The organism is Vibrio tetraodonis, assembly GCF_003350295.1.
GTDB lineage: Bacteria > Pseudomonadota > Gammaproteobacteria > Enterobacterales > Vibrionaceae > Vibrio > Vibrio tetraodonis.
This window is the reverse complement of the sequence record NZ_QLYY01000008.1, coordinates 29,563-49,544: the sequence shown is the minus strand read 5'-3', so window position 1 is coordinate 49,544 and position 19,982 is coordinate 29,563. Positions and strand designations below refer to the sequence as shown.

The window sequence follows — 19,982 nt, the reverse complement described above, 5'->3', positions numbered from 1 at the left end:
GCGAACGTAAGATTTTTTTAGTTGTTTTACAACCAAGAAAAGAAGGAGCATCACTGCTCCTTCTTTTCTTGGTTTGCAAAAATGCGCGAACGTGATTACGCCCCAATCACACCGCCATCGTCACGGGTAATCGCCATAATAGTTGACCTAGGTTTACTGTTCCCACCAGCAGGGAAGTGAGACGGAGCTCCGCTGTCTCCCGGATGCTGAACGCCTACAAACATGGTTTTATAATCTTCAGAGAAGGTCAAACCTGTGATTTCACACGCTATAGGTCCTGTTAAAAAGCGACGTACTTCGCCTGTCATAGGATCACCACAAAGCATTTGGTTATTACCCTGTCCAGCAAAATCCCCTTTGTTCGAGTAATCGCCATCAGTTTGAATCCACAAGCGGCCTGCCTTATCAAAACCGATACCATCAGGACTATTGAACATATTACCTGTGTTAATATTGTCACTTCCCGCATACAAATTGCCTTTATGCACACTTGGATTACCAGCGATGAGATAAAGATCCCAAGTAAATGTCTTAGCTGTATGATCGCCGTTTGATGGTGCCCAACGAATAATCTGCCCATAGTGATTCTTTTTACGCGGGTTAGGTCCTCCGACAGGCTGTCCCTCTTTGACACCTCGATGTTTGTTATTGGTCAGGGTACAAAAGACAAATTTCTTATCAGGGTGAACGGCAACCCATTCAGGGCGATCCATGGTTGTTGCTCCGACATGAGTGGCCGCTCGGCGAGCAAATGTAACCACTTCCGCTTGGTCACCGAAACCATTGGTTTTATCCAAACCATTTTTCCCAAAGGTCAACTCTAACCATTGCCCATGACCTTTTAGTTCGTCATCATCCATATCGAACTTAGCAACATACAAAGTCCCTTCTTCCAATAAGTTTCTGTTGTGTTTGTCATTGCCTTGCTGATATTTATTCTTGGACACAAATTTATAGAGATGCTCTCCACGCTCATCATCTCCCATATATACAACGACATGACCATCATCATTGACCACGACTGCGGCATTCTCATGCTTGAAACGACCAAGAGCCGTTCTCTTTAGAGGAGTCGATGTCGGATCATGGGGATCGATTTCAACAATCCAGCCAAAACGATATGGCTCATTAGGGTTCGATGAAACATCAAAACGCTCGTCGGTATTGTGCCACTGCCATTCACTTTGCTGTGCCGAAATGCCATAGCGTTTATGATCATCAGATAATTCCACTTTTTTAACGCTGCCAAAATAACCGTCAAAATTCTCTTCACAAGTGAGGTAAGTTCCCCACGGGGTTTGTCCGTTGGCGCAATTTGCAAACGTTCCAAGAGGCTTGGTTCCAGAGGGATCCATTTTAGTCTTCATCAAACTGTGTCCAGCCGCAGGTCCGGTTAATCTCATTTCAGTATTTGCGGTAATTCGGCGGTTGCGCGTGCCATTTTTATCTAGCTGCCATTTACCACCTGATGATGTAATCTCAAATACCGTCACTCCATGTGCCGCTTGAGCCTTAACCACATCATCCGCCGTCATTGACTGACCGCCATGGTCAAATAAGTATTCATAGTTGGTATACTCATTATTAACCGCAAGGACTGCTCTATCTTTGGTGATAGGAAATAAGCTCATACCGTCATTATTGTCACCAAACTGCTTTAATTGTGCCTGAGATCTTTGCTTTCCACTTGGATCAAACGCAGGGGAGTCGCCGAAAAGAGGATCCCCCCAGGAAACCAAAGGTGTTGCTTTGTAACCTTTAGGTACAATAAAAGTGTCGTTTGTAGAGGCAGGAACGGCATCAAAGTTCAGTAATACGCTTTTCTTGTTATCTGCAAACACTTTAGCAATTGGGTTGAGGGATAAAAAAGCGCCTGCTCCAACAGCAGCCGTTCCAGTTAAAAAACGCCGACGAGATAATCTCGCATCTACCATTTGACTAAATTGAGACTCTTGCTCTTCTTGGTTTTTCATTGCTGACTCCTTGTGTGTTTTTTTAATATTGGGAGAGGATAGACCGCAAAAATGACAACAAAGTTAAACTATTGTTTCTTTTGTAAGGAATACGCAATCAGGCGAGGTGAGATTTACATTACAGTTCCATGAAAATGAGTTTAACTTCACTTTCATTAAATAAAATTCAGTATTTGAGGAAAAACTAAACTCGGAATTCTGGCGATCTTTTCTATCGCTCACTACATTAAATTTGTTCACTAAGTAGCTGATTTACAATCGTCATAGTCTGAAAATACTCATAGTGAGGACGTTTAATGAAAAAAATGAGAAGAGCCCGACTGCACCGTATTCGTATTCAATTTTGGAAAGAGGTAAACAAAAGTGCACCCAAAAGTAACTCCTGAGCCTACCATCAAGAAAATTACTAAAAGCGGGTATTCATACCCGCTTTTCTTTTGAAATAGTACTAGTCACGATCATATAGCAAGTCTGACTACTGGCCACTGGCGGATAAAGAAAAATCATCTAACGTAGAGGAAATTCCCTTCGCCATATCATTCATATCCACCGCGATAAATGAGCTATCTTTAATTTTTTTATTGGTATTTTTTAACAAATTAGATAAGTAACCCTGTGCTTCTCTAAGTTCATGGATACTTTTTGACTGCTCATCAATCAAAGCAGCAATTTCATGCTGCTGACCAACGGTCAGTGAGATAGAGTTAGAAATTCGATCTATGTTTTCAGCAGTATAGTTACTGCACTTCTTACTGTTCTCGACTTCTGTTTGCAACTGAGCCACAGATTCTACAGAGGCTTTCACCCTGTCAGTTAAGTCATTAAGTAGGTGACTAATTTCACCTGTAGAGTGGTTTGTTTTACTGGCTAACATGCGTACTTCGTCAGACACAACTGCAAAGCCTCGCCCTTGCTCTCCAGCTCTGGCCGCTTCAATCGCCGCATTCAAAGCAAGTAGGTTCGTTTGTTCAGCAATGACTTGAATGACATCAATAATGCTATAAACCTTTTCAGCGACTAAACTCAGCTCTTGTACGTTAGCCGATACTTTTTCTGACTCAGCAGAAGCAAGTTCAACCGCTCTAATATTGTTATGTATTGTCTCTAAACCAAGCTCAGCACTCTTTTGGCTTTCAGACGCCGACAATAAAGTTGTTTCAACCACTTGAGAAACACGCTCAAACGACATTACCAAGTCATCGGAGATTTTAGCGATCTCATCATACTTTCGCTTTTCGTCATCATAACTACTGTCCACCTCTTGGGCTAAGGTCTCAACCCGATTGGATAAACGTGAAATACTGTCTGCGCTAGTTTTTAGGCCTTTAACCACTGAGGATAAAGCATGTCTCATAGAAAAAATATTGGCCGCCAGAAAGCCAAGTTCACTCTTATTGGCCAACCCAGCAGAGTGGTTATCACTTAAATCACCTTTGCTAATTTCTCTCGTGATCTTCACAAGCTGGTGAATTGGCTGAGTCAAGCTTTTGCCGATTAGGTAAAGGAGTACCATAGTGAGGGTTAAACTGACCAAAGAAATGAACACTATATCCGTTTTTAAAGAGCTAATGTTTCGATCAGAATATTTGTTGTAGCTCAGAACGGCTTGATGCATTGCTGCCAATGTTTTGTGATTTGCCATCATAAAGGCATCTATTTTCGCATCAGAAGGGCGTATTTCGCTCTGCAACAAATCCAAAGCTAGCATTTTTTGCGTGAACCAGAGCCGCTCAACTTCGATGAGTTTTGTTTTAAAATCAACGGCGGAACTCTCTTTTAGGATAATGGGTGACTGCATCGACAAATCAGAGAAGGTTTGCCCACCCGATTTTAATGCACGCAATGAAGTTTCATAGAGTTTAATGGTATTTTCGTAGTTCAGTTGAGGCGCAGTAACTTGGCTTTGTTTTTGTAAAGTGAGCATCACTTCACTGGCAAACTTTTTAGTCAACATCCTTTGTCGACCCGCAACATTGATTACCGTTCCATCTTGTTTATTTTTTTCAAGCGTCGAAATCACATCCATAGCGATAATAACGACAGTGACAACAAAAATAATGGATATAGCCAACAAACGATTGGATACTGAAACATTTGATAGAATGTTTTTCATTTGATGATTCTCTAGAAAACGACCAGACAATATGAATCTAGTTTAATATGGGGAGAATCTCAAAAATCAAATGACTTCAAACTACTATGTTTTCTCTTCTACCAGTAAATAATCAAAGACTTTTCTGATAAATGGTGCCCCTACTCTAGCACCACCATTTCCATGTTCAATGACTACCGTGGCAACATATTTCGGGTTTTCACATGGTGCAAACCCCGTAAATAGACCATGATCGAGTAGATGTTTACTTAACTCTTTGGAGTTATACACTTCATCTTTTTTTAAGCCAAAGACCTGTGCGGTACCAGATTTACCTCCACTGCAGTATTTAGCTCCTCTAAATGAACGGCGCCCTGAACCTCTGGAACCTTGAGTAACCAAACGCATTGCGTTAAGAGAAATATCCCAGTATGCATCATTCACTTGATTCATTTCTTTTGTTTTTGCGTATTCAACAGTCTGAGCTTGACTAAACTCCTGCCCATGTTCAATCACAGCTTTGAGTATGTGTGGAGAGGTCACAGCCCCATGATTAACCAATACAGAAGTAGCTTTAGCCAATTGGAGCGGTGTCGCCGTCCAATATCCTTGCCCAATACCAATTGGAACCGTATCACCTTTGTACCATGGCTGATGATGCCTGCGTTGCTTCCACTCTCTAGTTGGCATATTCGCCGCAGTTTCTTCGAAGATATCAATACCAGTTCTCTGACCAAAACCAAACATCCCCATCCAGTCCGATATTCTGTCTATGCCTAGGTCATACGCCATTTGATAAAAAAACGAATCCACCGATTCTTCAATCGCCAAGGTGACATCGACATCACCATGACCCCAGCGCCTCCAGTCTCGCCAAGCCTTGGAACCACGTTTAGAGCCAGGGATCTGCCAACGACCATGATCGTTTCGGACAGTATCAGGACTTACTACCTTTTCACTTAAACCAGCTATCGCGATGAAGGGTTTTACCGTAGATGCAGGTGGGTATACACCTAAGGTTGCTCGATTGAGTAAGGGATGATGGGGATCTTGCAATAACTTACGATATTCCGCTCCGGAGATACCATCAACAAATGGATTGGGATCATAACTAGGACTGGAAGCCATAGCCAGAACACTATTATCAGTAGGATCGAGGACCACAGCACTACCTTGCCTGTCGCCCAAAAGTTGATAAACATGCTGTTGCAAATCGACATCAATATTAAGGACAAGATCTTTGCCCGCAATAGGAGGAACATATTTAAGCGTTCTTATTACTCGGCCTCGGTTATTTACCTCAACTTCTTCGTAGCCCTGCTTTCCGTGCAAAATATTTTCGTAGTATCGTTCAATTCCTAACTTACCGATAATTTTTGTCGCTCTATAGTTAGCCAACTCCCCCTCTTCTTTTAAACGTTCTAAATCACGGTCATTAATGTGCGCTACGTACCCAACAATGTGGGTTAGTGACTCACCATAGGGATAGTAGCGTTTCATTTCAGCATTGACCCTAAAACCCGGAAATTCATGTTGATGGGCAGAGAATTGAGCTATTTCTATTTCACTTAAAACGGTTTTAACTGTCTGTGTTTTATGGCTTGAGCGATGTAATTGAGTTAATTTTTGCTTTTGCTCTGGTGATAACTCGATATAGTTCGACAAGCGATCAGCAGAATCTTTCATAGAAGCGACTTTACTCGGTACAACCTCCAATACATAAATAGGTATGTTTTGGGCAACAGGTTTTCCGTTTCTGTCATAGATTACGCCTCGAGGAGGCGAAATAGGCAACACTTGAATCCTATTGTCGTTTGCTCGCGTTTGGTAGTAAGAAAAATTGTCGACTTCTAGCTTATATAGATTAGCAACAAGTACAAAACATAAAGATACCATGGCAATAAAAGCGACTGCAGCTCGTCTTTTGAACAAAGTCAGTTCAAAATCGTAATTGCGCAGACGATTAGTACATCGATTTAACTTCATAGAATTTTTAGAAACAGGGGTAAACACTCGGCCATCCTAAAACGGGAAGGCATCATTATCGTTGCTCCAACTTTAACAAATCTGAGTAAAAGTTGTGTGTCTAATGTGTCAACAATTAAGGGTAAGAAGTATTTAACTATGTCACAGTGATGAGAGCATAAACCAATAACTTTCACATTAGAGATCTGGCAAGCAATATTCTTCTTCAATCAGCTTTATGATACCAAGGTCAAAGAAAAAAGAAGGAAATAACTATGCAATATCAACATATTATGGTTGCTTTAGAACTATCTGATGACAGTAATATTCTGATAGAGAGGGCTATCTTTATGGCTAAGCAACATAACGCTGATATCTCTTTTATTCACCTTGATGGCTCTCATGGAGAGATATACCCAGAGCTTATTGATATCCATTCCGATACCAATGTGAGACCTGTCAATGAGCTTGCTATGAAAAAGTTAAGGTCCTTCGAAGCTAACGTAGACTTTCCCATTCGACATTTTCTGGTCGGAACTGGTAACTTAGCCAATAAACTTTCGGAGACAATAGAAAACTATCGTGTTGATTTGTTACTTTGCGGACACCATCAAGATTTTTGGAGTAAGATCCTTTCCTACTCCCGACAGCTCATCAATCGCTCCCCTGTGGACATCCTCGTTGTTCCTATCTCAGGCGACGACTGTTAGCATAATAGCGCATAAAAAGATAAACTTGCCTCCTTAGATATAGCTATAATGGCAAGCTTGATAGCGTTTTACTTACTCTTGCTCTAGCGCTTCTTCATCCATCGCAGAAGCGCACTTAATCTCATACTGAGTGAAGCTAAAAGTACTGGTACCATGAACACGTTTTGTGATCACTTTTTCTTCACCATATTGGACCGTAACATGCGTATAGACTTTATTCTTAACTTCGATAGTATTTTCTTCCAGCGCTTCCTCTAGTTCCATCTCTAGCCGATCTCTTGCCATTTTCGCTTTTTCTAACCTTTCGTTAGACTCTTGTTTCATTTTAGCAAGATTGGCTTCGTCTTCTTCGGTTCGTTCAGCTTTGGGAGTTTTCTTAAATTCAAGCTCTTTTCGAACCACTTTCATGGTTGCTTCTTGGGCCGCTGTGTATTCATCTTTGTACTTTTGTTGGCGCTCTTTAAAATTTGCGTAACGAGCAAAAGCATTAACATGAGTAGCAGTATCGCCCTCAACTCCTAAATTAACGCAGATAACCTTACCACCCACTTTTGCACTACCACCACTCAGCGTACCCTGTTTTCCAGCCTCATCAGAAACCGTAAGGTCTCTACCACACCTTAGCTCGTTACTCATACAATGGATAGAAAGATTGATATTGTCTGCCGCTTGTAGTTCTGAAAACTGCGCATAGTTTGCTGTAATTGAGCCACCAGATTTTACCTTGCAGCTTTTCTCCTCACCTTCTGAAACATTGTGACCTATGATACCTTTCGCAACTTCAATATCTCCCTGAGCTTGGACATCAGCTGATTCAATAAATCCACCAACGGTAAGGTTACCTGTCGTACGTACCACCATATCCGATTCAATATTTCCAGTGACAATCACGTTTCCTTTAAACTTTATGTGACCCGTAGCAACGCCGATTGATGGAAGGCAAAGTGCGTCTTCTACTTCAACTGAACGCTCTTTGATGATGGGCATGCCAGAAACTTGAGCAATGAGCAGGTTAGGATCATCAGAAGACAATTCCGATCCTTTTGAAACTTTGAGAGTAGTATCATTTCCGGGTTTGGGAGGAATGGACTTTCCCTGGACAGTGATACCAGGAACACCTTTTGTCGCTGGGATACGTTTCATCAAACGGGCACCCGCTTCAACCGTGACGGTTTCACCTAAGTTTAACATGTCTACTTTGCCACTTTCATCTTCAATTGGCGCCAACACTTGTTTGGTAACATCTTTAACTAATGGAATGAACCTAGCATCTTGGCCTTGCACCGGGCTTTTACCCTTAGCTACTGGCTGGGTAAAGGTTTCACCGGGCTTGAGCTGGTGGCTCATAACTAACACTTTTTTGAGTGCAAGCTTATTGATTCCCTTGGTGACATGAGCGCGAGCTAATGCGTGAACGATTTGAGGTCCTTTTAGTGGTGATCCACGATATGCACCCGTTACAACCATGCTCGCTAGCATGTCATGATCAGATAGCACCACCTCGACTTCAGCATCCCTAACTTCGGCGATGGGGAACCCGACCAGCGCTTCACTTTTACCTTCATTTGCACAATTGACGAAGCGATTCACTTCATCAGTTAGTAAACAAAAGTCACTGGCGCCGATATCACTCAATGCCTCTTCAACACCTTTATCACTGAGTTTCTCGTCAAGAACCATGTCTTGCGGTAGCTTAGCGATAATCTGTTGACTATCTTCAGATAAGCTGACTAACTTTTCCCACATTTACAGCCTGCTTGCTTTAATCCCTTTAAGTTTAGTTTATATAATCCAGGAGGAATACAATATTTAATTTGTAGCAAAGTAGGGTGTCGGTCACTACTCACCTGCTTTTACAGTGTAAATATCATTAACTCGAGCTGGGAAAATGATGCTTTGAGTCCAATCGGTAGACCGCCGTCACACACTTACCTTGCTTTGAGTACTCCAGTGAATCACATAATTCAGAAGCAAGTACGATGCCACGACCGTGCGTGAGAGACTGATCGTCGTCCTTTTTTAGCACAGAATGATCAAAGCCCTCGCCATTATGCTCAAGCGCCATTACTACTTTGGTATCGTCAGGCTGATAATCGATAGATAGAGACACCCAGTATTGCTCTGGCAATTCTTGCAGCCTCTGCTCCCGCAGTTGATAAAACGTAAAAAAACCGTCCGGTTGTTCTTTGATTTTAGAATCCATACTTAATAAGCCATGCTCAATCGCATTAGCAAATAGCTCGGACAATACTGAACAAATGAGATCCAGATGTGGCCCTGACATCACCCCCGTCATAAAACGTCGAACTTCATTCATTACGGACACCGACTTTAGGACAGACGCTGGAAAATTGATTGTGGACTGAGATTGGGTCTGGCTAAGGTAGCAATTGTTCTGTTGGGTAACTCTATCGTTCCCATTTGAAATCGGAAAAGTCATCGACAGTATTGAAAGATCGTCACCCACATTTCGACAAGAGAAATTATTAACCGCTTCAAAAACAGTAGGAATGATCGCCCGCCCCGATTTGAGTGCTTCTTCCAGTCTAGCTTGGCCAAATTGCTCACCCACATTGTTTTCAGCCTCAACCACACCATCGGTATAACATACAATCCGTTGATCAGGTTCCAACTTGTAATGCAATAGTTCGGCTTCGAACTCATGCTCTTTTAGGACACCAAGAGGCATATGGGTTGATACTAATCTGCGCACAATAGTACCGTCTTTATCGAGTAAGTAGCCATCGGGCAATCCCCCGCCCCACCAGGATACCTCAAAACCATTGGCTCTAACTTCAAATACACTGGCAGCTAGCATCATTCCCATGGGTAGGAATCTAACTAACACATCATTAAGCTCGCGAACAATTTCACCAAGAGACAAACCTTTCGCAGCCATAGAAAAGAAAGCGCGTGTCGCGGGTATGGCTGATATAGCAGCAGGAAGACCATGGCCTGTTGCATCTGCTATCATCACATAGACACCACCATGCGGGCGATTGGCAACAACAATCATATCTCCGTTAAAAACAGTTGATGGCGTAGACTTATAATCTATCCCATAGATATTCTTAAGCTGGGAACTCATTTCATCCATCAAGTTAGAAAATATCGATTCAGCAATCGCATAGTCATAACGTACCTGTTCATGGAAATGACTCAGCTCATCTCTTTGCTCTCTTACTTGGTTATGTATTTTCACGATACGATAGTGGGCTTGTACTTTGGCAATCAGTACACTTCGTTCTACTGGCTTGGGAATAAAATCATCACCTACAGTCAAACACCGCTCAAATGAGTCGTGATCGTCCAAAACAGTAAGAAAGATGATCGGCATATGCCTTCCAGGAAACGCATCCCGAATTTCTTTTGCTGTAACAAAACCATCTTTTATTGGCATCATAACATCAAGAAGAATAACATCAGGCAAGATTGGCATTTGCCGCATTGCATTGACGACACCTTCTCCGTTCTCGAAAGTCGTTACTTTTTCCGTGATGCCACCCAACATAAACCGACACAACTCTCTATTCGTCGCGTGATCATCCACTATCATGACATGCATACCACTCTCCTCAGCATCTACTCGATGGCAAATTTTTTATCAAAACGAGAAATTGACAGTATTTTTCTTACTTGAGGAAGCGTGTTAGTGATGCGGATCATTCCATCATCTTGCTCTAGATAGTTGTGCATATTCAGCAACATACCCAAACCCGCACTGTCGATATAATCGACCTTGCGTAAATCAATGGTATAGCGATAATCTTTTTTGTCTGAATAGCAACGACGGAACTCCTGAACAAGACTAAAGCCAAAAGCACCTTCTATGACAATCGTGATATGTTTTGCACCTGTATCAATTTCTGATTCAACAGACATAGTATCTCCTTATCAAGCCAACAAGACCGCTTTGCCTTGCTTTATTCACCTAACCAAAACTCAGAAAAACTCCACTTCGCCTTCTTCTATACTTGCTTGTGAAGCAGCTGGCGCACTCCTCTGACAAACATTATCCTTAAGCTCATTTATCGCTCTATTAAAACCGTCACCATCAATTCGATCACTTGCATAATCTTCGAAAGTGTTCTTGAGCTGGACAAGAAACGCTGTGCTGTCCTTAGCGTAATCACCCTGCTGAACTATGATGTCGGTAAACTGTAATGCCCGAATGCCATCCCCTACTTTACTGTGCAGCGTGTCACCGATAGATTTGATTTTCTGTACGTCTTGTTCGACCATGGCATTCATTTTTTGTACACCATGCAACATCTCATCTACTTTGTCTTTAGACTCTATCGCTTCGGTCATATCGATAGATGCCATTTCACCGACCGTTTTATTGGCTTCTCTGACCGTATTTTGCGCAACATTAATCTCTTTCTCTATCTGACTATTTAATTCTTCCGCTTTCACAGATAGATTCCTGACTTCCTGCGCTACAACGGCAAAACCACGGCCTGCATCTCCTGCTCTAGCGGCTTCAATCGCAGCGTTCAATGCCAGTAAATTTGTCTGTTCGGAAAGCCCCCGAACTTGTGCAAGAAGTTTAAAGACAGTACTTAGTTTATCTGACATATCGTGAATGCTGTGTACAGCAGAGATACTTTTCTCTGATACAGTGATGAGTGTATCGACAAACTGACGAATGATAGCTTCGGTTTTCGGTAAAACTTGAGTGATGTCGTACGCATCATTTTTATTCGCCAATGTATTTAACACGAGCGACTCTGCAATATTATTTTGGTTCTCAGCTAAATTCTGTAGTTCAAAGAAGCTCGCATTCAAGGTTTCAACGGACTCAGAGACAATACTATTTTGTAAAACAAGTGGCTCATTTAACTGTTGTGATATCTGATCAATGAGCTTACTGATATCTCTGGCCGCAGCTTGTACATCCTTGACTGGCTTGGCACTTGGCTGCTGCTCTGGCTGAGATTCCTGTTTTCGCGGGATAACAAACCAAGGTACTGCCGCTGCTAAAATCATAACAGCAACATGAGCTAACGAAGAGGATAGCGTCATACCAATCGACAATAGCAGGAGTTGAATTCCTATCGCGATACCATAGCGGTTCTTATTAACCTTAATTATTATATTCATTCTATCCCTAGCCTTAGCCGTTATGGCTCAATGATGACTTTCTAAACAATCACAAATTTGTTGTGGGATTTGCTTAAGACTCTTCACTTCCTCGGCAGCATTGATCTCAACAGCTACTCTAGGCATTCCCCATACCACCGAAGATGCTTGATCTTGCGCAATAGTCCTTGCACCTTGCTGTCTCATTCTAAGCATACCTTCTGCACCGTCTTGACCCATACCAGTCAAAATCACGCCAATAGCACTCTTGCCTACCGTTTCAGCTACAGCATCAAACATCACATCAACGGAAGGTTTGTGTCTATTAACACTTGGTCTGTCATCAAGTTGGCAATATAAATGGCTTCCCTGTTTAACCACTACCAGATGTCTATCTCCCGGAGCAACATAAGCACATCCATTAATCAAAGGCGCCTTATTCGTTGATAATTCCTTAACTTGTATCGCACAGCTCTCATTCAACCTTTGAGCAAACGAGGCACTAAACATTGCACTAATGTGTTGAGTGATGACGATAGGTGGAAGTCCTGCAGGTAGAGCCGCTAATACTTGTCTAACCGCCTCAGTACCTCCAGTGGAAGCGCCAATTGCTATAAGCTCAATGGACGTTTTTCCCCTACAAGTAGGGGCTAGGGTTGTCACGTTCTTGCTGTATTCTTGTTTTACATTGGCCCCTGCCGCCATTTTTATTTTGTCGTTGACCAAATCTTTGTAATTCAGCATGTCACCTGTGTTGTCAACCGACGGTTTAGGAAAATAATCGACCGCCCCTAGTTCCAAGGCCATAAGGGTAGGCTGCGCACCATGCTGGGTTAAAGTTGAGATCATGATCACAGGAGTAGGCCTCAAGCGCATTAAATTCTTTAGAAACTGGACACCATTCATTTTGGGCATTTCTATATCTAATGTGATGACGTCAGGGTTATGCTGCTTGATCAAATCACGGGCTTGGTAAGGGTCTTCCGCCGACGCAACAACCTCAAGCATTGGATCAGAGTTAATTAATTGCTCAAGTAATGCCCTGAATACTGGTGAATCATCAACAATCAAAACTTTAATTTTTTTCATCCGAATAGCTCCACATCATCATCATGAAAGCGATGGCTTTCTCTACCTAACTTACTGGCATATTTCTCCTCTTGAAGTTGAAGCTGATGAACTTCAGTGTAAGGTACTCTCTTTAGCCATACCTTTCCGTTCACAGGGTTGAATATAATTCTTCTCGGTTCCAACCCTCCGAGATCTTGAGCAACGACATCTAGCCCTTCCCGCTGAACATAATCCGAAATAAACGCTATATTCTTCTCACCTATCATCGAGTGCCTACCCATCATTTGAGCACCACCAAAAAGTTTAACTTTGAGCTCTGATCTTCGGGCACCATGAGAAATCATGGCATTAATCAACATTTCCATCGCATGGCTACCGTAACGAGAAGCTGTAGAGACAATCTCACCTGGCCGCCATGCATTTATCTCAGATTGACTACAAAAAGGGAGTAAGAAGTGATTCATTCCTCCAATACCAATTAACTCGTCCCACATGCACACAGCAACACAGGATCCCAGTCCTGTTGCGATCAACTCATCGTCTTGCTGACTCCAGTAAAGTCCACCAGGGAAAACCTTGACCATGTGCATTTCTTTCTGAGGATGATAAAAACGATTGAAATGACTATCGTCGTGCATTGGCTTCAGTTCTTTTTGTCCAAACATAGTCATACCTACTGTTTTACGTAAATGGTTTTCCCAAGGTGTCTAAAGAGGTCGCTACAAGATCCAACACTTTCAGAGTGCCCGAGCAACAGAATCCCATGAGGTTTAAGTTGTTGGTAAAAACGCTTTATTAGCTTTTCTTGAGTTTGCTTATCGAAGTAGATCATGACATTTCTGCATGAAATAAGATCAAAGGGCTCCTGCCAGTTCCATTCATCTAACAAGTTAAGCTGTTGAAAGTTGATACTTTGCTGTAGCCCTTTTGCAACCTTTATGTTACCAAGTTGACTGCCTTTTCCTTTTAAAAAGCATGGTTGCAAGTATTTTGGAGGAATAGAAGAAATCGCATCATCGCTGTAGATTCCTTGAGCAGCATGTGAGAGAACCTTAGTATCAAGATCCGTTGCGTAAATCTGAATGTGCTCGAAAGTACTAAAAGCTCTTTTAGAGTACAGCGATGCGACAAAGCTATACGGCTCCTCGCCTGTAGAACACCCTGCCGACCAAAAGTTCAGGTTACTGACGCCTTGCTTGGACCACTCTTTTAACATGACATTTTCGAGAAACTCAAAATGATGATATTCACGAAAAAATTGTGTTTTGTTGGTTGTCAGGCTATTGATGAAACCAACCCGCTCTTCACTATCTTGCTCAATGAGAAGCTTATAATCAGTGAAACGACGAAGCCCTAGCCGCCTTAGCTGGCGGCTAATTCGACCATAGACCATGGTACGCTTTCGATCAGAGAAATAAATGCCTGCATGTTTGTGCATAAACCATTGAATGAACCTAAAATCTGTATCTGTTAGTTCAAACTCGGTTCCACCTACAACATCCTCTTCACGGCTTAAAACTCTTCCCATTCGTCCCCTTCCTCACTAGCCTGAAAACCGGAGTTAGCTACTTTTGGGGTTCGTATCTCTCTTACGTTACTCTTTGGGGCCGATGGAGTGGGCCTTTTAACTTCCAGTGTTGCCACATTGTCATCAGTAGCGAAGAAATTCATTAGATGAAGTAACTGTTTACCTTCGTCTTTAAGTGATTGGCTAGCCGCTGATGTTTCTTCAACCAAGGACGCATTTTGTTGGGTCATTTCATCCATGGTCGCGATTGCACGATTGATTTCATCGATACCCGTGGACTGCTCTAGGCTAGAAGAAGCAATTTGAGCAATAAGCTCCGTCACTTTTTCGACAGCTTCCACTATTTCACTGAGTGTATCTCCAGATTCATCAACCAGCCTAGAGCCCTCATCGACTTTCTCGACACTGTCTTTGATTAAGCCTTTAATCTCTTTGGCTGCCGCTGCACTTCGTTGTGCCAAATTACGAACTTCTCCTGCCACTACCGCAAAGCCACGGCCTTGCTCTCCGGCACGAGCTGCTTCAACGGCAGCATTAAGTGCCAATAGGTTTGTTTGGAAAGCAATTTCGTCAATAACCCCAATAATATCAGCAATTTTCTTGCTCGCATTATTGATCTCAGACATCGCTGATACCGCTTGCCCAACGACATCACCACCTTTACTGGCTTTCTTGGTCGCATCTTCAGCAAGAGTATTGGCTCCTTTGGCATTATCGGCATTTTGCCTCACAGTTGCCGTCATCTGTTCCATGCTAGCTGCAGTTTCTTCTAAGTTCGATGCTTGAGCCTCAACACGCTGACTTAAATCGTTATTTCCCTCAGCAATTTCTGTAGAGGCGGTTGCTACACGAGCAGAAGATTGGGTGATTTTTTCTACCATATTTCGTAGGTTGACAATGGATGTATTCACCGCATCTGACAGCCGCCCAAACTCTCCCTTGTTTTCAGACATATTAGTATTCAAGTCACCATCTGCCACTCGACTCATTACGTCAATACATTGGCCAATCGGCTCCACCATGGTATCAAGCAAACTATTGATGCCATCACCCAGTTCTTTCATAAAACCACTGTATACCGAGGTATCTATGCGCTCATTTAACTCTCCGGATATCGCCCTTTGAATTAAAGATTCAACCTGCCTCTGCCCATCCTGCTGCTCAGTAATATCTTCCCACTGAAGCGCTGGCCCAATGTAGTTACCCTGCGTATCGTGCATCGCAATACAAGTTAAGTTAAATTCCAACTCCCCAACAGCAATGTTTGAAGAGAAAGGCAGGCGATCTGGATTATTGATTATATTTCTTTGATGACTTGGTTTTTTATGGAATACATCAATGTTCTTATCCACTAAATTACTCGCGTCAAAGCCAGGCAAAGCTTTTTGTAAATCACTTTCTCGCGACTTAAGTAAGTGAGATAGAGATGGATTGAGGTATTGAATCACCCCCTCTTTGTCCGCCATCATTAGATTAGTAGTCATACCTTTGACAGCAGAGGCCAAGCGACTCATTTCCTGATCTTTGGCTCGTTTTGCCGTGACATCTTTCCACTCTAGCGTGTTACCAATATAGTTGCCTTTAGCATCCATAATAGCGGCAACGTTAAGCTCTATTTTTATGTCTGCGATATCGATATCGGTTTTATATGGAAGATTGTTTGGCGTCGATAGTAGCTGCCTTTGGTGAGCAGGGTTTTTATGAAACTCATCGATACAACGTCCCATTAACCACTCCTCTGATGCGGTAAAGCCTGACCACACCGTTCGAAGTGCAGCCTCATGTTTGCCAAATAGCTCAACGGTTGACTGGTTGACATATGTGATATTAAAATCCCTGTCTATCATTACCATTGCAGTTTGAGCTTGGTCAACTGCTGCACGCAAGCGGGCAATATCATCTTTTTGCTTAAGAGCTTCAGTGACATCAGACCATTCCAACGTATTACCGGCATAGTTCCCATTCTTGTCGATTATGGCACCAACATTAAGTTCAATTTGTACATCTTTTACAGTAATGGTTGTGGTATAGGGGAGATTGGATGGATTAGAGAGTAATTGGCGCTGGTGGGCAGGGTTTCCATGAAAGCCATCAATACAGTATCCCATCAAAAACTCTTCATCGGCTCGAAAGTTAGGCCAAACAGACTGAAATAAGCTTTCATGAGTTTTCAGTAAATCAATGGACTTCTGGTTTACGTAGGTAATATTGAAATCCCTATCAATCATCATTAACGCTGTTTGCGCTGCATTGAGTGCCGAAGAAAGCTGCTCTTTAGACAGCCCTCGTGTTTCAGGCTCATGCTCCTCCATTAAGCTATCTGATGCGACCGCCTCAAATTGCTCTATGACCTTTGATTTAGCTTTACGATTCCAAAATGCCATGAGTCACCTCTCCCTGATTGTTTCGTATGACTTAATTAGGCCAAACTTTGATCCCTGTGTTCTAGTTCAGCCAACTCTGCCACATCGAACAGAGCCTCAAGTTTTATTAAAATCAGATGACCATTCTCTACCGATGCAAGACCCCGGATATAGCTATGGTCAACCGTACGTGATACATATGGTGCTGGTTTTATTTGCTCATCGGTTAAGGGGTAAACTTCTGATACCCCGTCGACAATAATACCTAAAGGGTGCATCTGAGCATCATTAAGAACAATCACAACGGTCGTTGCACTTATCTCTGCTGGAGGAAAACCAAACCGAGCTCGTAGATCAACAATGGGGACATATTCTCCACGAATTTCTAACACCCCAAGCATATAGGAAGGAGAATTAGGCACGTCTCTAACCGCTCCCCACCCTCTCACTTCTCGTACATCAAGGATAGGGACACCATATTCATCTTCGCCCAAAATAAAGCTGAGAAATTCCTGTGGCATCATCATGATTCCCTCCCCAGAACACGCTCAATATTTAGCAGCTCCTCGGTATTGAGTAGAGACATCACCTGATCACCGACATTCAATAAACCTTGTAAGTAGGGCGTAACTAACGACTCCCCTACACTGGGATACAACTCATTTTGCCCTTGACTAACAACATCACTCACTGCATCAACGACCAAGCCCATTAAACGTTCACTTTCATCAAGTTTAAGACGAAGCACGATAACCACTGTGCTTGGCAGGTATTCACTACGTCCTACGCCAAAGCGACACCTTAAATCAACGACAGGAACGATCATACCGCGCAAATTAATCACACCTTTTACAAATTCAGGAGCATGCGGAATGGGGGTTGGTCTTTCCCAGACACGAATCTCTTCCACATCATTGATTTCTACGCCATATAACTCACTATCTAGCTGAAAGCTTAAAAAGTCCGCACTTTCTGAGACGCCCTGTTCTTCAGCACTCTCAGATGAGGCTTGTCGTTGCAGTGGCAGCGCTATTTTTGACGCGACATCATGTGCCGTTATAGCCGTTTCCATTTTCCCTCCTTAAGCCGCAAGGCCCTTGCTTGCAGAGTCAGAAGCTCTGTTGAGAAAACGTGTAATTAAGCCTTGAATATCTAAAATTAAAGAGACAGAACCGTCTCCCAAAATGGTCGCGCCAGAGATACCTGCAACCTTGCTGTAATTCGATTCTAAACTCTTGATAACCACTTGCTGTTGATCAAGAAGCTCATCAATCAATAGTCCTACTCGATTACCTGCCGCTTCAACAAAACAAAGGATTCTCGCGTCTAGAGACCCACTTTGTCCCATTTCTAACTCTTCTTGAAGTCGCAAAATAGGGATGTTTTCCTCACGTAACCGATAGAGCTCCACTCCCCCAGAAGCCGACTTAATACAAGTTGCATCTATCTGAATTGATTCCACTATTGTCAAAAGTGGGATGATGTATACTTCCCCTCCTACTTTGACCAGCTGTCCATCAAGTATTGCAAGAGTAAGTGGCAAACTAATAGTAAAGCAGCTACCTATGCCAATTTCTGATTCCACTTCAATATGTCCGCCGAGTTCTTCGATGTTTCGCTTTACAACATCCATTCCCACACCTCTTCCAGAAATGTCAGAAACTTCCTCTGCGGTTGAAAAGCCTGGCGCAAAGATTAAATTCATTATTTGCTTATCAGTCATATCTTCACGGCGAGCCTCCGCCGCAAGTACACCTTTTTCAGTCGCCTTATTCCAAAGCTTGTCACAGTCAAGCCCAGCACCATCATCTTTAATCTCGATCACTATAGAACCACCTTGATGAAAAGCGTTTAACTTGATCACTCCTTGAACGGGTTTGCCTCGCTCTAAACGAACATCTGGCTGTTCAATGCCATGATCAATCCCATTTCTAACCAAGTGAACTAACGGGTCAACAATGCGTTCAAGTACTGTTTTATCGAGCTCTGTCTGCTCTCCTTGGATTTGTAAATCAACCTGCTTATCGAGTCGACTGGATAAGTCGCGTACTAATCGAGGAAATCTGCTAAATGCAAAGCTCATCGGTAACATGCGAATGTTAAGGACATTTTCTTGTAGATCTTTACTATTCTGAAGTAGTTGGGCTAATCCAGCTTTAAGTTTCTCGAGTTTATCGATGGCAAAATCGTTACCAATTTCTGTCAGCATTGATTGAGTAATCACCAGCTCTCCAACGAGATTGATTAGGCTATCGACCTTATCGATATCTACTCGTATCGAACTCACACTGGATTCAGATTTTGCGATTTTAGACGGCTTAGGATCGGATTTGTCCAGGTTAGAAGCCATGGTGTGGGCGTCCGGACTCTCAGGATCTCCTTCAATGGGTTGCTCTTTCTCAACATCACATTCATTCGAGCCTGGCAGTATTCGCTCGATTACGAGATCACACTCATCTTCAACCCACTCAAAAATCTCACGAATATCATCTTCTGCCACTTCAGCTGGAAGGTGTGCTGTCCACTTTAAGTAACAAAGTTCAGCTTCAATATCTTCGATATTGGGTAGCTGGCTTTCATCGGCACTAATCACACAGGATTCATGCAATTCTTTCAGCTCTCTCAATATTCTCAGTGGATCATTGCCACTAAAAAACATTTCTGCATGAGGCTCAAATTTCACCTCCCAATCAGCCTGTTTAGAAGCACCTGAAGCAACATCATTTAAAGCTAACGATGATGAGGCGTCAGTATCACCATTAACTGATTCGCCCAATAAAGCATTGAGCTGATCACTCACATGATTTTGAAGGCCAGTGTCAACATCACTACCTTGCTCATGCCCCTCAAGCATTGCATGAATACAATCACCACTTTTGAGTAACAAATCTACTGTGTTAGCACTCAATTCTCTTTGGTGGTTGCGTACTAAGTCTAGATAGGCTTCTACAGAATGAGTAAACTCACTAATATCGAGCAAATTAAAAGTAGCTGCCCCTCCTTTAATCGAATGCGCGGCTCGAAATATAGTATTAATTGACTCATCTTCGACACAACTTACATCTAGATTGAGGAGGACATCTTCTAATACTTCAAGATTTTCACGACACTCTTCGTAAAACATCTTGCGCAGTTGTTCCATATCTAAAGCCATAAACTTTCCCCTTACTTGATAACGTGTCTCTGTATAGATCTCGA

Annotated in this window: 15 protein-coding genes; 1 reads left to right on the top strand and 14 read right to left on the bottom strand. The window is 42.6% G+C overall.

Annotated elements, in window-relative coordinates; genetic code table 11:
- Nucleotides 1-95: 95 nt before the first annotated feature.
- The 3 genes from DPF90_RS05365 to mrdA form a co-directional block, all read right to left on the bottom strand.
- A complete protein-coding gene (locus tag DPF90_RS05365) occupies nt 96-1,973 on the bottom strand; it encodes a PhoX family protein (protein WP_114785302.1) in 1,878 nt (625 codons plus the stop codon).
- A 475-nt stretch (nt 1,974-2,448) separates the two neighbouring features.
- Entirely contained in the window at nt 2,449-4,086 is a 1,638-nt protein-coding gene (locus DPF90_RS05360) for a methyl-accepting chemotaxis protein (RefSeq protein ID WP_114785301.1), read from the bottom strand.
- Nucleotides 4,087-4,170: 84 nt separating this feature from the next.
- Nucleotides 4,171-6,051, bottom strand: a complete 1,881-nt coding sequence (mrdA, locus tag DPF90_RS05355; protein ID WP_114785445.1) for a penicillin-binding protein 2 — start codon at nt 6,049-6,051, stop codon at nt 4,171-4,173.
- A 254-nt stretch (nt 6,052-6,305) separates the two neighbouring features.
- Here mrdA and DPF90_RS05350 point away from each other — a divergent pair, with 254 nt between their 5' ends.
- Nucleotides 6,306-6,740: a universal stress protein gene (locus DPF90_RS05350; RefSeq protein WP_114785300.1), complete on the top strand. Its 435-nt coding sequence runs from the start codon at nt 6,306-6,308 to the stop codon at nt 6,738-6,740.
- A 72-nt stretch (nt 6,741-6,812) separates the two neighbouring features.
- Here DPF90_RS05350 and DPF90_RS05345 read toward each other — a convergent pair whose 3' ends face one another.
- From DPF90_RS05345 to DPF90_RS05295, 11 genes are all read right to left on the bottom strand, one after another.
- Complete coding sequence (locus tag DPF90_RS05345; protein ID WP_114785299.1) at nt 6,813-8,486, bottom strand: DUF342 domain-containing protein; 1,674 nt, start codon at nt 8,484-8,486, stop codon at nt 6,813-6,815.
- Between the two features lie 124 nt (nt 8,487-8,610).
- Complete coding sequence (locus DPF90_RS05340) at nt 8,611-10,305, bottom strand: ATP-binding SpoIIE family protein phosphatase (protein ID WP_114785298.1); 1,695 nt, start codon at nt 10,303-10,305, stop codon at nt 8,611-8,613.
- A gap of 17 nt (nt 10,306-10,322) precedes the next feature.
- Complete coding sequence (locus DPF90_RS05335) at nt 10,323-10,622, bottom strand: STAS domain-containing protein (RefSeq protein ID WP_114785297.1); 300 nt, start codon at nt 10,620-10,622, stop codon at nt 10,323-10,325.
- 60 nt (nt 10,623-10,682) lie between these two features.
- Nucleotides 10,683-11,843, bottom strand: coding sequence for a methyl-accepting chemotaxis protein (locus tag DPF90_RS05330; protein ID WP_114785296.1), 1,161 nt, complete (start codon nt 11,841-11,843; stop codon nt 10,683-10,685).
- 27 nt (nt 11,844-11,870) lie between these two features.
- Entirely contained in the window at nt 11,871-12,911 is a 1,041-nt protein-coding gene (locus tag DPF90_RS05325; RefSeq protein ID WP_114785295.1) for a protein-glutamate methylesterase/protein-glutamine glutaminase, read from the bottom strand.
- Nucleotides 12,908-13,558, bottom strand: a complete 651-nt coding sequence (locus tag DPF90_RS05320; protein WP_114785294.1) for a chemotaxis protein CheD — start codon at nt 13,556-13,558, stop codon at nt 12,908-12,910. Before DPF90_RS05320 ends, DPF90_RS05325 begins: the two co-directional genes overlap by 4 nt.
- A gap of 8 nt (nt 13,559-13,566) precedes the next feature.
- On the bottom strand, nt 13,567-14,421 hold the full coding sequence (locus DPF90_RS05315; protein ID WP_114785293.1) for a CheR family methyltransferase: 855 nt from the start codon (nt 14,419-14,421) through the stop codon (nt 13,567-13,569).
- Entirely contained in the window at nt 14,406-16,805 is a 2,400-nt protein-coding gene (gene aer2 / locus DPF90_RS05310; RefSeq protein ID WP_114785292.1) for an aerotaxis transducer Aer2, read from the bottom strand. The genes DPF90_RS05315 and aer2 overlap by 16 nt, the downstream gene beginning before the upstream one ends.
- Nucleotides 16,806-16,840: 35 nt before the next feature.
- Nucleotides 16,841-17,308, bottom strand: a complete 468-nt coding sequence (locus DPF90_RS05305; protein WP_205395169.1) for a chemotaxis protein CheW — start codon at nt 17,306-17,308, stop codon at nt 16,841-16,843.
- The gene (locus DPF90_RS05300) at nt 17,308-17,856 is read right to left on the bottom strand and encodes a chemotaxis protein CheW (RefSeq protein WP_114785290.1); all 549 of its coding nucleotides are present in this window, start codon (nt 17,854-17,856) and stop codon (nt 17,308-17,310) included. Before DPF90_RS05300 ends, DPF90_RS05305 begins: the two co-directional genes overlap by 1 nt.
- 9 nt (nt 17,857-17,865) lie before the next feature.
- Nucleotides 17,866-19,938: a chemotaxis protein CheA gene (locus DPF90_RS05295; RefSeq protein ID WP_114785289.1), complete on the bottom strand. Its 2,073-nt coding sequence runs from the start codon at nt 19,936-19,938 to the stop codon at nt 17,866-17,868.
- Nucleotides 19,939-19,982 lie beyond the last annotated feature (44 nt).

Coding starts and splice junctions, on each gene's coding strand:
- DPF90_RS05365 (WP_114785302.1), bottom strand. CDS start 1,973: ATGAAAAACCAAGAAGAGCAAGAGTCTCAATTTAGTCAAATGGTAGAT.
- DPF90_RS05360 (WP_114785301.1), bottom strand. CDS start 4,086: ATGAAAAACATTCTATCAAATGTTTCAGTATCCAATCGTTTGTTGGCT.
- mrdA (WP_114785445.1), bottom strand. CDS start 6,051: ATGAAGTTAAATCGATGTACTAATCGTCTGCGCAATTACGATTTTGAA.
- DPF90_RS05350 (WP_114785300.1), top strand. CDS start 6,306: ATGCAATATCAACATATTATGGTTGCTTTAGAACTATCTGATGACAGT.
- DPF90_RS05345 (WP_114785299.1), bottom strand. CDS start 8,486: ATGTGGGAAAAGTTAGTCAGCTTATCTGAAGATAGTCAACAGATTATC.
- DPF90_RS05340 (WP_114785298.1), bottom strand. CDS start 10,305: ATGCATGTCATGATAGTGGATGATCACGCGACGAATAGAGAGTTGTGT.
- DPF90_RS05335 (WP_114785297.1), bottom strand. CDS start 10,622: ATGTCTGTTGAATCAGAAATTGATACAGGTGCAAAACATATCACGATT.
- DPF90_RS05330 (WP_114785296.1), bottom strand. CDS start 11,843: ATGAATATAATAATTAAGGTTAATAAGAACCGCTATGGTATCGCGATA.
- DPF90_RS05325 (WP_114785295.1), bottom strand. CDS start 12,911: ATGAAAAAAATTAAAGTTTTGATTGTTGATGATTCACCAGTATTCAGG.
- DPF90_RS05320 (WP_114785294.1), bottom strand. CDS start 13,558: ATGTTTGGACAAAAAGAACTGAAGCCAATGCACGACGATAGTCATTTC.
- DPF90_RS05315 (WP_114785293.1), bottom strand. CDS start 14,421: ATGGGAAGAGTTTTAAGCCGTGAAGAGGATGTTGTAGGTGGAACCGAG.
- aer2 (WP_114785292.1), bottom strand. CDS start 16,805: ATGGCATTTTGGAATCGTAAAGCTAAATCAAAGGTCATAGAGCAATTT.
- DPF90_RS05305 (WP_205395169.1), bottom strand. CDS start 17,308: ATGATGCCACAGGAATTTCTCAGCTTTATTTTGGGCGAAGATGAATAT.
- DPF90_RS05300 (WP_114785290.1), bottom strand. CDS start 17,856: ATGGAAACGGCTATAACGGCACATGATGTCGCGTCAAAAATAGCGCTG.
- DPF90_RS05295 (WP_114785289.1), bottom strand. CDS start 19,938: ATGGCTTTAGATATGGAACAACTGCGCAAGATGTTTTACGAAGAGTGT.